Consider the following 11666-nt stretch of genomic DNA (forward strand, 5'->3'; position numbering starts at 1 on the left):
CGACAAGACCGCTGGGAGAAACGGCCATGGACTTCGACATCCCCAAGGACATCCAGGACTACCTGGGCGAACTCGATAGGTTCATCGACGACGTGATCACGCCGCTTCAGCGGGCGGACGATAACGACCGCTTCTTCGACCATCGCCGCGAACACGCCCGCACCGACTGGGACAACAACGGCCTGCCGCGCAAGGAGTGGGAACAGTTGCTGGCCAAGAGCCGCAAGCTGGCGGACGAGGCGGGACACCTGCGCTACGCCTGGCCCAAGGAGATGGGCGGCAAGGGCGGCTCCCAGCTCGCCATGGCCATCATCCGCGAGCACCTGGCGGCCAAGGGTCTGGGCCTGTTCAACGACCTGCAGACCGAGCATTCGATCGTCGGCAACAACCCCTTTATCCTCATGTTCAAGGAGTTCGCGACCAACGAGCAGTACGACCGCTATGCGGACAAGCTGTTGAACGGCGGCATGCGGACGGGCTTCGGCCTGACCGAGCCCAACCACGGCAGCGACGCCACCTGGATGGAGACGCGCGGGGTCCGCCATGAAAAGGACGGCAAGCCCGGCTGGCTGATCAACGGCGAAAAAATGTGGACGACGGGCATGCACGTGGCCACCCACGTGATGTGCTTCGCCCGCACCAGCGGCAAGGACGGCGACGCGACGGGCATCACCTGCTTCATCGTCCCGGCCGACTCCCCCGGTCTCAAGATCGAGGAGTACCTGTGGACGTTCAACATGCCGACCGACCACCCGCGGATCAGCTTCACCGACGTCTGGATTCCCGAGGACAGCTACTGGGGCCAGATCGACCGGGGACTGGGGATCGGCCAGAGCTTCGTCCACCAGAACCGCATCCGGCAGGCGGCCTCGTCGCTGGGCGCGGCGCAATACTGCATCGACGAGAGCGTCAAGTACGCGCGCAACCGCAAGCCGTTCGGCAAGCCCCTGTCCGACAACCAGGCGATCCAGTTCCCGCTGGTCGAACTCCAGACCCAGTGCGAGATGCTGCGGCTGCTCATCCGCAAGACGGCGTGGCAGATGGACCACATGGAGCACAAGGAGATCGAGCGGACGATCTCGGACAAGGTCTCCATGTGCAACTACTGGGGCAACCGGCTGGTCTGCGAGGCCGCCGACCGGGCCATGCAGGTCCACGGCGGCATCGGCTATTCGCGCCACAAGCCCTTCGAGCACATCTACCGCCACCACCGCCGCTATCGCATCACCGAGGGCTCGGAGGAGATCCAGATGCGCAAGGTGGCCGCCTACCTCTTCGGCTACCTCGGGCCCAAGCGGGAGCAGTTCCGCGAACTGAACGAGGCCGAGAAGGCGGCGAAGAAGGGCGAGTACGTCCAGCCCGTCCCGGCGCATGGCGGCGTCCGGTAGCGAGACCCGGCTGGCGGTCTACGGATCGCTGGCGCCCGGCCAGTCCAACCAGGGCGAACTGGCCGGGTTGGCCGGCGACTGGCGACCCGGGACCGTACGCGGCTGGAAGGTCGAGTCCGGCTGGGGCGCGGCCCGGGGCTATCCCGGCCTTCGCCCCGACCCGCACGGGCCGGAGGTGGCGGTCGAGGTGTTCACATCCGACGACCTGCCCTCGCACTGGGCGCGCCTCGACGCGTTCGAGGGCGAGGAATACGCACGGACGACCGTGACGGTGGCGACCCTGGAAGGCCCGTTGGCCGCGCAGCTCTACGCCCTGCGCCCCGCCCCTCAGGCGGCCGCCTCCTCGGGCGCGCCGTAGAGACGGTCGAAGATCGGGGGGAGCTTGTGCGGCAGACCCAGCAGCGGGCCCGAGGAGAGCAGCAGGACGGCCTCGTCGCCGGAAAGTCCGCTCAGCTCGGCGATGGCCGCCTCGGCGGTCTCGACACCCTGGACCGGCACGCCCGTGGCGGCGATCCGGGCCAGAATCTCCTCGAAGCTCGACTGCTGGTGCGAGCCGGCGCCGTGGGTGGGCGGGGGGACCAGCAGAACGCGCGCCGCGCCCTCGAACACCGTATCGTACCAGGCCAGGGCCTCGCGATTGCGCCAGGAGAAGGTGTGCGGCTCGAACACCACCACCAGGCGCCGTTCGGGATAGTGCAGGCGCATGGCCGCGATGGCGGAATGGGCCTTCTCGTAGGACGAGCCAAATCCCTCCACCAACGGCATACGCGAGCGGGAAGCCAGGCGGTCGAGACGGCGGCGGATGCCGGCGAAACTCAGCACCGCCCGGGCCAGCGCGGTCTCGTCCACGAGGCCCCGCTCCAGGAGATAGGCGGCCACGCCCACGATGTTCTCGACGTTGTGGGCGCCCAGCAGGGTGGTGGCGAGGGGGATGCGCCGTCCCCCGGGGCCGACGAGCGTGAAGCGCGTGACGTCGCCGAAGACGACATCCTCGCTGTACCAGCCGTCGCAGGGCCGGGTGTCGTACCAGACGACGCGCGAGACGGCCCGGGGCGCGATCGCGCGGATGGCCGGATGTTCTCGCGCCACCAGCAGCCCTTCGGCCGGCAGCAGGCGCAGCAGCTCCCCGAAGGGGCGGACATAGTCCTCGAACGTCGGGAAGACATTGACATGGTCATGGACCAGCGACGTCAGCAGGACGTCGCGCGGGTGATAGAGGACGAACTTCGATCGGCGGTCGTCCGGCCCGACGATGTACTCGTCGCCCTCGAGAATCACCTCAGGCGCGCTGCCCCAATGGCCGGTGTCGGGCAGCGACGGCGAGATGGCGCCGATCATCCAACCGGCGTCGCGCTCGCTCTCGCGCAGCACATGGGCCGTCAGCGCCGCGCAGGTGGACTTGCCGAACGAGCCGGCCACCACCGTGTTGCGGCGCGTGGCCGTCGCCTCGCCGACAAGCTCGGGAAAGGTGGTGACCCGCACGCCACGGGCGCGGGCGGCGCGGACCTCGACGTTCCCCTCCCCGCCCAACTTCGCGCTGGCCCCCAGCACCAGAAGATCGAGATCCTGCGGCAGGTTCGCCGGATCGAATCGCCAGCGCACCGGGAAGCCCAGGCCCTCGACATAGGTGGACATGGGCGGAAAGGCGTCCTCGTCCGAGCCCGACACCGCATGGCCGGCCTCGCGCATCATCAACGCCGCCGCCGCCATCCCCGCGCCCGCGATTCCCGTGAAATGGATGCGCATCTTCCGTCCGTTTCCCGCAGCCTGCCGCCCGGTGATCAGCCGATTGGCGGGCGCCGTCCAGTCCCGAAGGCTTCAGCCACCGCCTGAAGCGCCTCGGACGGCAAGCTACGCCGCAGGCTTAAGAAAAGCTTGCCGCCCGGCCGTCGAAATTTACGCGCGCTTAACCACAACCTTCGACCCTCGGGATGTCTTCTTCGAAGACACCCCACCATCACCGACTTTTTCCGGCCCGACGTCCGCGTCGGGCCGTTTTTTCACGAAGGTCGGTGCGGGCGGCCTCCGACGGCGCCGGGGGATCCAGAGGGATCTGCGACACCTTCCCGCAACCCTTGCACAAGCCGCCGGTGCGGCGTATACGCCCGCCCTCTCGGTGCTGATCCCCGATAGCTCAGTTGGTAGAGCAGCCGGCTGTTAACCGGCTTGTCGCAGGTTCGAGTCCTGCTCGGGGAGCCACCGGAGACCAATTTTCCCCTTTTCCTTCCGTACGTTAGGCGGATTTGGCCCGCAAGCCGTCCGCCTTCACGTCCTAAACGGAAGGCCACATGCCTCGCTATGCATCCGAAACGACCGTCTCGGTCGAGAAGTCCCGAATCGAAATTGAACGGACGCTCGCGCGCTACGGCGCTGACGCGTTCGCCTACTTCGCAGAAGCCAATCGGGCGATGGTCGCGTTCCGCATGGCGGATCGGCAGATCAAGTTCGTCCTGACGCTCCCTGAGCGGAACCTTCCCGAGTTCACGCATCACAGCCGAGGGCCGCGAACCGCCGAGGCGGCGTTGACCTCCTGGGAGCAGGCCTGCCGCCAACGCTGGCGAGCGCTCGCGCTAGTCATCAAGGCGAAGCTCGAAGCAGTCGCCGCCGGAATCACGACCATCGAAGACGAGTTCCTGGCGCATACCCTCCTGCCCGACGGCTCGACCGTGGGCGAGTGGGCGAAGCCTCAGCTCAACGAGGCCTACCAGCTCGGCCACATGCCGACCACGCTCCTTCTGGCGGCTCCGGCAGGTGAAGCATGACCACCCCCGAACCCTCCGTAGCGCCCGCTGAACCTGCTGTAGTGGGGAGGCTGACGAGAGAGCGTCCGATCCTCATGAGCGCCCCGATGGTGCGGGCGATCTTGGACGGGCGGAAGACGCAGACGCGGCGGCTATTCAAGGTCTTTCCGGGCGACCGGAGCGGCATCACGTCCCCGCGCGAGGAAGTGCAGCGCTGGGAGGACGGATCATTCCATTACCTGTCCACAGCAGGTTTGAGCGGCCCCTACACATGTCCATACGGCGACCCCGGCGACCGGTTGTGGGTGCGGGAGGCGTGGAAGACCTATTCCACGTTCGAAGCCGTGCCCCCGCGCAGTATCCCCGACACCGCGCGCATCTGGTACATGGCCGACACCGGATACCTCCCAAGCGGGAGCCGAGGACGCCCCGGCATCCACATGCCGAGGTGGGCGAGCCGGATCACGCTCCAGATCACCGGCGTCCGGGTCGAGCGGCTGAACGACATCAGCGAAGCGGATGCGATAGCCGAGGGGCTATACAAGTCCTACCCCACTGATGCCGACCGTGAGTGGTTTCGCGACTGGACCCACGAGCGTACGTTTGCAGAGCCAACCGCCGACGAGTGGGCCGATTTTGAATGCGGCGTCTGGAGGGTCCCCGGCGTGCCTCAAGGCTGGGGAATGTCCCCGGATGAACGGCGCCAGGACAGATGGGCGCCCACTCCGGAGTTCGCCTACAGGCTCCTTTGGGAGCACATCAACGGGGCGCAGTCGTGGTCCGAGAATCCGTGGGTGTGGGTCGTTGAGTTTGAGCGCGTTCCCTCCGGTCTCGCCGCCCTCCAATCAGGAGAGAAGGGATGAGCGGAACCGCCCCTCGCCCTGAGGCGCAATTCGAGCCGGCCAAACACCCCGCGCCGCCGGACAAGGACGCGCCCGTTCGCGCGCTCTGTGAGGCCGCCGGGCCGTTGTGGACGAGAGGCGGAAAGCACTTCGAACGAGCGCGGCGGATCGTGGCTGGAAAGCTCGGATGGCGCTCGGCGGATGTCCTGGATTGGGAGGTTCGATCATACCTGCGGATGGATCGGCCGGCCTGGGCGGATCGCGCCGGCCTTCCGCTAGCCGAAGCGGATTTGTCCCCTCTCTCGACCAAGGCCACCACCCCATGACCCCCGAAGAGATAGAAGCGGTGATGTCAGCCATCGCCGATCTTGTGCCTCTGGAGGACGGCAGCCTGTGGTCGCCCCTTCACTCGCCCTCGTGGCCCGGCGACTACTCAACGTCTGAACGGCGGTTGCGTCGGTCTATCGCCCGCGCCGCCATCGAGGCTCTAGATCGGGTGCGGGGGAAGTGATGAAGCCTCAGCGCATTCAGTTGAGCCGGGCCAAGGGCTGGCGGATGCCGCCCAACACCGCGAAGGTGGATCGCTCGACGCGGTGGGGGAACCCGTTCGGGCGGGAGAACGCCATCGCCAGCGGCTACGCCACCGAGACCAACTGGCGCGCCTTCGTGGTCGAGTGCTTCCGGGATTGGATCGGACCGACCCAGAGAGGCCGGGACTGGTGGCAGGGACCCGAGAGCGACCGCCGCCGACGTTGGTTCGTGGAAGAGATCGACCAGCTTCGCGGCAAGAACCTCGCCTGCTGGTGTCCCCTCGGCTCGCCCTGCCACGCCGACGTACTGCTGGAGCTGGCCAACGCCCCTTCTGAAGAGGGAGAGGGGTAGATGCTGCGGGCCGGACTGGATACCGGCTGACCGGGATTACATGGCGCGTAGCACCCGGCCGCTCTCTCACCGCTGTGCATCTATCTGCACCGCCGCAGCGCCGGGAACCTAGCACTGTTCGGCCAAGAGGGTAGATGCTGCGGAGGCCGGACCCCGAATGTCCCGGCGAACTATCCACTGGGGCGACGGCCTGGGGATTTACCGCGTCGCTCCGCAGCCCCTCCAGAATCCCACGTTACGCCGGCCGCCGCAACGCTTGACTCCGACTTTATGTTCACTCTTTGTTCGATCTCCGACGAGATCAGACAAGGAGCATCCGATGGTCCACCGAACATACGCCGGCCTTGGGTCGCCCGACCTCGCCATCCCGGCCTTCAACAAGCTGACGCCCTGGGCCAAACGGCTCTTGGAACTCCAGGGTCAGTTCGACCGCTTCACCGCCGGTTGGCTCGCGTTCGGCATCGCAATCGAAGCGCTGGAGACCACGGCTTACCACTTCACGCGGCGTCCCCGCTTCTACGAGCGATTGAGCGAAGAGATGACGCCTGCGCCTGGCACCAGCCTGCTCGGCCAGCCCGCGGAGGTCATCAAGACCTTCATCGGCCTCACGCCCTACCATGACGCGCTGATCTCGATGCTCCAGCAATGCCGACCGATGGGGCGGGACTACATGGCTATCCTGATCGCGAAGGACGGCCTCGACTCCGCCGCCTACCACTTCACTCGCGAGGATCGGTTCTTCGCGCCTCGGTCGGACAGCACCGGCCCCATTCGTGGACCGGCCGGCCATGTGCTTGCGGCGTCATCGGCATGACCGCCAACCTCCCAGCCGATCCCTACGCCCGCTGGGCGATGGACGATCTCATGGCGGTCTGGGACCTCGCCCACCGCGACGGCGGGGCGGTCGATCCCGCCCTCGCCCGCCGGGTGGCTGGCCTCTGCGCCGAGAGCGACGCGCTGCTGGACCGCGCCGAGGGCGAGAAGGCGTGAGCGCCGATGAAGTTCGAGACCCTCGGCAACATGCTCGGGCCCTCCGAGACGCTGAAGGTCAAGTGCCGGGCCTGCGGGCGCGTGACGGCGTTCCCGGTCAAACTCGCGATCCGCGCGTTCGGCCCCGACGCGACACCCTACGACGTCCGCCGCAAGGCCCGCTGCACCGCCTGCCGCGCCCGCCATCCCGACGTCTGGATGTGAACCCAACTTGCCGGGCAGCCGCAGCGGCGCGAGGGTGAACCCATGTGCAATCTCTACACCCTCGCGCCCGGCCTCGACGCCCTGGCGGCCGACTTCGAGAAGCTCGGGATCAAGCTGCGGCTCACCAGCCCGCAGGCCTTCGACAACCAGCCATTGAAGCCGTACGTCGCGCCCAAGGGCCTCGGGATCTTCGCCCGGCCCATCGACCCCGCCGCCCCGGCCGAGGGCCTGGAGCCCGTCGTCGGGACGTGGGGCGTCATCCCCTTCTTCCACAAGGGTCCCGCCAAGGCGTGGAAGTCGGCCACGAACAACGCCCGCTCCGAAGACATGCTGACCAAGCCGACCTGGCGCGGGATCGTGAAGACGAACCGCTGCATCATCCCGGCCGATGCGTTCACCGAGTGGACCGGGCCTAAAGGCGCGAAGACCAAGCACGCGATCACCCGTGCCGACGGCCAACGTCTGTTCTTCGCCGGGCTCTGGGCCGACCACACCTGGGAGGGCGAGCGAACCGAGAGCTACACGATGGTGATGCAGGCCGCAGGCGGTGACGACGACATGGCCCCGTTCCACGATCGACAGCCCGTCGTGCTCGACCGGGACAGCGCCCGCCTCTGGCTCGACCTGTCCGCCGATCCGCTGGCCGCGATCCGGCCTCCCCTGCCCGGTACGTTGGCGTTCGACCCGCCGGAGCCGGCGGCGGCTTAGATCGTCCGTCGCTCAGGAGGGACCCGCGCTCGAAGCTCCCGCTCTCGCTCCTCGGCCATCAACTCCCACTCGATGGCCATCTTCTCAAGCTGGTCGCGGTGCGCGGCGGGCATCTGCTCGGCCAGGTCGCGGCAGGCCTGGGCGTGCTCGCGGAACGTCATGACGCGCTTCATGCAGTCATCACGGGTGAAGGTGGGCCTGTGGTCAAGACTCCGGAGCCCACGCCGCGCCGCGCGCGTTCACCCGCCATGCGCCAGCCGAACCGCGTCACAGTCTACATCGCCGACCAGGCCTGGAATGGCCATTGGGAACTGGACGGCCGCGACCTGCGCCTGTTCAGCGCCTATGGTTCGGCCCGCACGCCGCTCGGGCGGCGGAAACCCGAGACGGTCGCCAAGGCCGAGATGACCTCAATCGTGCAGGCCTGGCGTCAGGGGAGACCGAGGCCATGACGCTGCTCTGGGCGTGGTTCGCAGGACTGGTGACGGGCGGCGCCGGCGTCGCCGCGCTGGCGGTGTTGTGGGTTCAGGCGCGGGAGCGGGCGAGTCCCGACGAGTAGGACAGTCAGTCATCCGATCTCATCGGACAACTGGACCCGAGCCGCCCTCATGATACCGGCGGCGCGAGCGTGCGCCGCCGGGTTTCGGTGGCGAGCGACGTGATACTCGGCGCCCTGGACCTCGCTCAAACCGAGGGCCAGACTGCTTCGGCCGCCAGCACTTCCCCCCGGTTGTACGGCGGCCGTCAGTGCTCCGGCCGGGGGTCGGCCGGGCGCTGACGAAAGGATAATGGTCGATAATGGTCGATCATCGACACCCCGTGCTCGCCGCCTCCAGTCCTGCGATATAGCCGTCTCTCTGCTCCCGTCCTGCCAGGAGTAGGCGGACCCGCTCTGCGATGTCAGGGGCGCCCTTGAGGGCTGACGGGCTGTCGGCGTAGGTCGGTCGCGGCGGGGCTTCGGCGGCGCACGGGACGGGGATAGGGACCTTTACCTCAACGGTGCGGATCGTGGGCTCGGGCGTCGTGGCGCAGGCGGTGAGGGTCGCCGAAACGACCCCCACCAGGACGATGCGGTCAGGCCGCATGGGTTCCCTCGACACCGCGGACCATACGGGCTCGGGTTCGGGCGCCGAGCCACTGTTGCGCCTCCTCCAGCTTCGTGAGCGCCAGGGCATTCTCACGGCAGGAGAAGGGGCCGGCCTGGAAAGCGCGGAGCCGGTCCACGAGGATCGCCAGCAGCGCCTCATGGGTGAGGCCGTTGACGCCCACCTCGCCGATAGGGCCGTTCTGGAACAGGATCGTCGAGTGCTCCGCCGGCTGGCCATGCCGGGCGGTCCACGGATCGGAAGGGTTCGACGCGCTGTTGAACCCCGTGATGTGGTACAGGTGACAGGCCCCGCCGGAGCCCGGCTCGTCCAGCACTTCGATGACGAGCTTGTCGTTAGCCGGGTTCACCCGGTGATCGGTGAGCGTGCGCATGCGGCACTCCCTTCATTCGCCGGCAGATGGCGGCCGACACGCCTTCGCGGCAGGTTCGCCGCAGAACTTCATTCCCCGTACTGATCGATCAGCCGCGCGGCCTCGGCGCACTTGTCCGGCCCGATCCGCTCGGACAGGATGCGATCCACGTTCCGCCGATGGCTCTCTGCGACAGCGCGGGCCGCCTGAGCCGCCTTTCGGCTTTCGGCCACTCTGGCGTCGGCTTCCCGCTTGAGCCCGTCCACGGCCCGGTTGTGGGCGGCTATCGACGCCTCCAGGCCGGCCCGGTTCCGCTGGCAGGCTTTCGTCTCGTCGCGGGCGGCGTCGCGGGCCTTAGCGGCAGACGCCACCTCCCCCTTCAGCCGATCGATCCTCGCCCCCGGCCCTACGAACGGGGTGACGTGGTACAGGCCCACGGCAAGGGCCGCGGTCAGGGCGTAGGGGGCAAGGCGGAGGGCGATCACGCGAGGCCCTCCATGCAGAGTTTGCGTTCGGCCGCACGCCGGTTGACCAGGCCGCGCATCTTCTGGCCGCCCGCGTACACCCACTTCGACAACTCGGCGCACGCGCCCGGCAGGTCCCCAGACCTCGCCTTCCGCGACAGGGTGGACGCGCAGAACTTCGTCGCCCCGACGTTGAACCCGAACGAGACGAAGGCCGCGTGCGTCTCCAGCGGTAGGGTCTCCGGGAGGCAGGGGGCGATATCGAGCCCGTGCTTCACCACGTCGTCGGCGAGCATGCCGACGCACTCCTGCTCCGTGTATCGCTTGCCCAGCACTACGCCCCTGGTCGAGCCATAGCAGGCGGTCGGTAGGTTCACGCCAAGGGCGGGGTCGGGATAACCGACCGGGACATAGCCCTCGAATGCCGCGATGGTACCGACGGCGACGGATGATGCCGCCAGGACCCCAGCTAGAACCCTGACCCTACTCATGTTGGCGTTCCGTTCTGGTTTTCGGGACCGCTTCGCGATACGCTCCGCCCATGGCGAAGAACCCCCGACTGATTGACATGACAGGACTGCGCTTTGGCCTTTGGTCCGTGCAGGAGAAGGCCGGGAACAGCCCAAGAGGCGGCGCGCTTTGGACGTGCAGATGCGACTGCGGCCGCTCCGGTGTCGTTGCGGGATCTGACCTTCGCGGCGGGAAATCCACGAACTGCGGTTGCGCGAATCTGAACCGCCTCGGCGACCTCCGCCGAACGCACGGCTCTACAACTACCCGCCTGTACGGCATCTGGCAGAACATGCGCGCCAGGTGTCGCAATCCCCGCAACCCGGGTTACGTCCACTACGGCGCTCGCGGAATTTCGATCTACCCCGAGTGGGAGGAGTTTTCCGCATTCTCCGAATGGGCCGAGGCCGCTGGCTACGCGGACAACCTGTCCATCGAGCGGGTCGATAATGACCGCGGCTATAGCCCAGAGAACTGCATCTGGGCCGACGCCAAGACGCAGGCGCGAAACCGCAGCATCGTTCGACGTGCGCCAGACGGTAGATCGTGGGCCGAGATCGCGGAGGTTAACGGGGTTTCGGCGCGAGTCCTCACGAACCGCATCAACGCTGGCGGATGGCCGCCGGAACTCGCCGCGACGTGGCCAGTCGGTAAGCGATTGAACCCCAACGCCACGAATGCCCTCGGGCAGTTTGTGAAGCGCGAGGCTCATCTTTGGCGCCGATAGGCGCTGGCGGTCAGCAGGCCGACGATGGCCGCGATGGAGGCGCGAGGGGCGCTCATATCGCAGTCCCCATGAGGAACTGATGCGCCGCCGCCGCGATGGCCGCCCCGAACCGGTAGAAGATCACGATGCCGCTGGCCGCCCCGAGGATCGTGAGCGCCAGCTTCCCGTGCTCCATCCACCCCATCGACGCCTTCACGGCCGGCGGGCCCTTGCTGAACAGGTCCGTCAGCGTCTTCACCGAGCCCGCGATCTCATCGACCTTCTTCGCCAGCGCGTGGATGCACTCGTGCGTAGCGTTCTGACCGTCTGCGAGGTCCTGCAGGGCCTCCGGCGTGCGCTTGCCGCGCGTCTCAACAGGCTTGAAATCCACGTCGGCCCTCACTGCTCTCGGTGACATGAAGTTGCTTCCGCTTGCTGGCGCTGCGCCGCCTCGGTGAGCAGGATTTGCCCGCGCTCTGCGATGTCCTCGCCAAGGCGCGACGCCCGGTTGACCTCGATCCCCCAGAGGTCGCCGATGGGCCGGTCAAGGATCACCTCGCCCCATTGCCAGTCGCTGAGGGACATCGCGGCTCCTGTCGGATCGGATACGGGGAGAAGGTCAGGCCAGCGCCGCGCGGGCGGCCTCGACGCGCAGCGCCAGGGCGTCCCGCTCGCCGATCACCTCGGCCAGGCGCCGCACGCCGGCCGCGGACCCGCGGGATGCGCGGATCGCGGACCTCGAGGTGCGCGCGGCCGAACTGGCGGCGCGGGCG

Annotated in this window: 18 protein-coding genes and 1 tRNA gene; 12 read left to right on the forward strand and 7 right to left on the reverse strand. The window is 67.8% G+C overall.

Annotated elements, in window-relative coordinates; translation table 11 throughout:
• The first annotated feature begins 26 nt into the window (after positions 1 to 26).
• Entirely contained in the window at positions 27 to 1388 is a 1362-nt protein-coding gene (locus ABS78_RS15760; RefSeq protein WP_293381285.1) for an acyl-CoA dehydrogenase family protein, read from the forward strand.
• Entirely contained in the window at positions 1372 to 1746 is a 375-nt protein-coding gene (locus ABS78_RS15765; RefSeq protein WP_293381288.1) for a gamma-glutamylcyclotransferase family protein, read from the forward strand. Before ABS78_RS15760 ends, ABS78_RS15765 begins: the two co-directional genes overlap by 17 nt.
• On the opposite strand, the gene ABS78_RS15770 is transcribed toward ABS78_RS15765, so the two are convergent.
• Positions 1716 to 3134 (reverse strand): Mur ligase family protein, encoded by a 1419-nt coding sequence (locus ABS78_RS15770; RefSeq protein WP_293381291.1) that lies wholly within the window; start codon positions 3132 to 3134, stop codon positions 1716 to 1718. The two genes, ABS78_RS15765 and ABS78_RS15770, sit on opposite strands and share 31 nt — an antisense overlap.
• Positions 3135 to 3511: 377 nt before the next feature.
• Here ABS78_RS15770 and ABS78_RS15775 point away from each other — a divergent pair.
• The 8 genes from ABS78_RS15775 to ABS78_RS15810 all read left to right on the forward strand — a co-directional run bounded on the left by ABS78_RS15775 (position 3512) and on the right by ABS78_RS15810 (position 7755).
• Positions 3512 to 3587, forward strand: a tRNA-Asn gene (locus ABS78_RS15775).
• A gap of 89 nt (positions 3588 to 3676) precedes the next feature.
• A complete protein-coding gene (locus tag ABS78_RS15780) occupies positions 3677 to 4150 on the forward strand; it encodes a hypothetical protein (RefSeq protein WP_293381294.1) in 474 nt (157 codons plus the stop codon).
• Positions 4147 to 4992: a hypothetical protein gene (locus ABS78_RS15785; protein ID WP_293381297.1), complete on the forward strand. Its 846-nt coding sequence runs from the start codon at positions 4147 to 4149 to the stop codon at positions 4990 to 4992. Before ABS78_RS15780 ends, ABS78_RS15785 begins: the two co-directional genes overlap by 4 nt.
• A 489-nt stretch (positions 4993 to 5481) precedes the next feature.
• A complete protein-coding gene (locus tag ABS78_RS15790; protein WP_293381300.1) occupies positions 5482 to 5853 on the forward strand; it encodes a DUF4326 domain-containing protein in 372 nt (123 codons plus the stop codon).
• A gap of 319 nt (positions 5854 to 6172) precedes the next feature.
• Positions 6173 to 6667 carry a hypothetical protein gene (locus ABS78_RS15795; protein WP_293381303.1) on the forward strand — a complete coding sequence of 165 codons (495 nt, stop codon included), beginning with the start codon at positions 6173 to 6175 and terminating at the stop codon, positions 6665 to 6667.
• Complete coding sequence (locus ABS78_RS15800) at positions 6664 to 6843, forward strand: hypothetical protein (RefSeq protein ID WP_293381306.1); 180 nt, start codon at positions 6664 to 6666, stop codon at positions 6841 to 6843. Before ABS78_RS15795 ends, ABS78_RS15800 begins: the two co-directional genes overlap by 4 nt.
• Positions 6844 to 6849: 6 nt before the next feature.
• Positions 6850 to 7047, forward strand: coding sequence for a hypothetical protein (locus tag ABS78_RS15805; RefSeq protein WP_293381309.1), 198 nt, complete (start codon positions 6850 to 6852; stop codon positions 7045 to 7047).
• Between the two features lie 42 nt (positions 7048 to 7089).
• On the forward strand, positions 7090 to 7755 hold the full coding sequence (locus ABS78_RS15810) for an SOS response-associated peptidase family protein (RefSeq protein WP_293381312.1): 666 nt from the start codon (positions 7090 to 7092) through the stop codon (positions 7753 to 7755).
• On the opposite strand, the gene ABS78_RS15815 is transcribed toward ABS78_RS15810, so the two are convergent.
• Entirely contained in the window at positions 7752 to 7928 is a 177-nt protein-coding gene (locus tag ABS78_RS15815) for a hypothetical protein (RefSeq protein ID WP_293381315.1), read from the reverse strand. The genes ABS78_RS15810 and ABS78_RS15815 overlap by 4 nt on opposite strands.
• Before the next feature lie 27 nt (positions 7929 to 7955).
• On the opposite strand from ABS78_RS15815, the gene ABS78_RS15820 reads away from it, so the two are divergent.
• Positions 7956 to 8207: a hypothetical protein gene (locus ABS78_RS15820; protein WP_293381318.1), complete on the forward strand. Its 252-nt coding sequence runs from the start codon at positions 7956 to 7958 to the stop codon at positions 8205 to 8207.
• Positions 8208 to 8829: 622 nt separating this feature from the next.
• Here ABS78_RS15820 and ABS78_RS15825 read toward each other — a convergent pair.
• From ABS78_RS15825 to ABS78_RS15835, 3 genes are all read right to left on the reverse strand, one after another.
• Positions 8830 to 9234 (reverse strand): hypothetical protein, encoded by a 405-nt coding sequence (locus tag ABS78_RS15825; protein ID WP_293381321.1) that lies wholly within the window; start codon positions 9232 to 9234, stop codon positions 8830 to 8832.
• A gap of 68 nt (positions 9235 to 9302) precedes the next feature.
• Positions 9303 to 9698, reverse strand: coding sequence for a hypothetical protein (locus tag ABS78_RS15830; RefSeq protein WP_293381323.1), 396 nt, complete (start codon positions 9696 to 9698; stop codon positions 9303 to 9305).
• Entirely contained in the window at positions 9695 to 10168 is a 474-nt protein-coding gene (locus ABS78_RS15835; protein ID WP_293381326.1) for a lysozyme, read from the reverse strand. Before ABS78_RS15835 ends, ABS78_RS15830 begins: the two co-directional genes overlap by 4 nt.
• 50 nt (positions 10169 to 10218) lie before the next feature.
• Here ABS78_RS15835 and ABS78_RS15840 point away from each other — a divergent pair, with 50 nt between their 5' ends.
• A complete protein-coding gene (locus ABS78_RS15840) occupies positions 10219 to 10914 on the forward strand; it encodes a hypothetical protein (RefSeq protein ID WP_293381329.1) in 696 nt (231 codons plus the stop codon).
• A 52-nt stretch (positions 10915 to 10966) separates the two neighbouring features.
• Here ABS78_RS15840 and ABS78_RS15845 read toward each other — a convergent pair whose 3' ends face one another.
• Complete coding sequence (locus tag ABS78_RS15845; protein WP_293381332.1) at positions 10967 to 11311, reverse strand: hypothetical protein; 345 nt, start codon at positions 11309 to 11311, stop codon at positions 10967 to 10969.
• Positions 11293 to 11478, reverse strand: a complete 186-nt coding sequence (locus ABS78_RS15850) for a hypothetical protein (RefSeq protein ID WP_293381335.1) — start codon at positions 11476 to 11478, stop codon at positions 11293 to 11295. Before ABS78_RS15850 ends, ABS78_RS15845 begins: the two co-directional genes overlap by 19 nt.
• Positions 11479 to 11666 lie beyond the last annotated feature (188 nt).

The organism is Phenylobacterium sp. SCN 70-31 (assembly GCF_001724605.1).
Classification (GTDB): domain Bacteria; phylum Pseudomonadota; class Alphaproteobacteria; order Caulobacterales; family Caulobacteraceae; genus Phenylobacterium.

Coding starts and splice junctions, on each gene's coding strand:
- ABS78_RS15760 (WP_293381285.1), top strand. CDS start 27: ATGGACTTCGACATCCCCAAGGACATCCAGGACTACCTGGGCGAACTC.
- ABS78_RS15815 (WP_293381315.1), bottom strand. CDS start 7,928: ATGAAGCGCGTCATGACGTTCCGCGAGCACGCCCAGGCCTGCCGCGAC.
- ABS78_RS15770 (WP_293381291.1), bottom strand. CDS start 3,134: ATGCGCATCCATTTCACGGGAATCGCGGGCGCGGGGATGGCGGCGGCG.
- ABS78_RS15790 (WP_293381300.1), top strand. CDS start 5,482: ATGAAGCCTCAGCGCATTCAGTTGAGCCGGGCCAAGGGCTGGCGGATG.
- ABS78_RS15825 (WP_293381321.1), bottom strand. CDS start 9,234: ATGCGCACGCTCACCGATCACCGGGTGAACCCGGCTAACGACAAGCTC.
- ABS78_RS15780 (WP_293381294.1), top strand. CDS start 3,677: ATGCCTCGCTATGCATCCGAAACGACCGTCTCGGTCGAGAAGTCCCGA.
- ABS78_RS15850 (WP_293381335.1), bottom strand. CDS start 11,478: ATGTCCCTCAGCGACTGGCAATGGGGCGAGGTGATCCTTGACCGGCCC.
- ABS78_RS15810 (WP_293381312.1), top strand. CDS start 7,090: ATGTGCAATCTCTACACCCTCGCGCCCGGCCTCGACGCCCTGGCGGCC.
- ABS78_RS15765 (WP_293381288.1), top strand. CDS start 1,372: ATGGCGGCGTCCGGTAGCGAGACCCGGCTGGCGGTCTACGGATCGCTG.
- ABS78_RS15845 (WP_293381332.1), bottom strand. CDS start 11,311: ATGTCACCGAGAGCAGTGAGGGCCGACGTGGATTTCAAGCCTGTTGAG.
- ABS78_RS15835 (WP_293381326.1), bottom strand. CDS start 10,168: ATGAGTAGGGTCAGGGTTCTAGCTGGGGTCCTGGCGGCATCATCCGTC.
- ABS78_RS15840 (WP_293381329.1), top strand. CDS start 10,219: ATGGCGAAGAACCCCCGACTGATTGACATGACAGGACTGCGCTTTGGC.
- ABS78_RS15795 (WP_293381303.1), top strand. CDS start 6,173: ATGGTCCACCGAACATACGCCGGCCTTGGGTCGCCCGACCTCGCCATC.
- ABS78_RS15805 (WP_293381309.1), top strand. CDS start 6,850: ATGAAGTTCGAGACCCTCGGCAACATGCTCGGGCCCTCCGAGACGCTG.
- ABS78_RS15800 (WP_293381306.1), top strand. CDS start 6,664: ATGACCGCCAACCTCCCAGCCGATCCCTACGCCCGCTGGGCGATGGAC.
- ABS78_RS15785 (WP_293381297.1), top strand. CDS start 4,147: ATGACCACCCCCGAACCCTCCGTAGCGCCCGCTGAACCTGCTGTAGTG.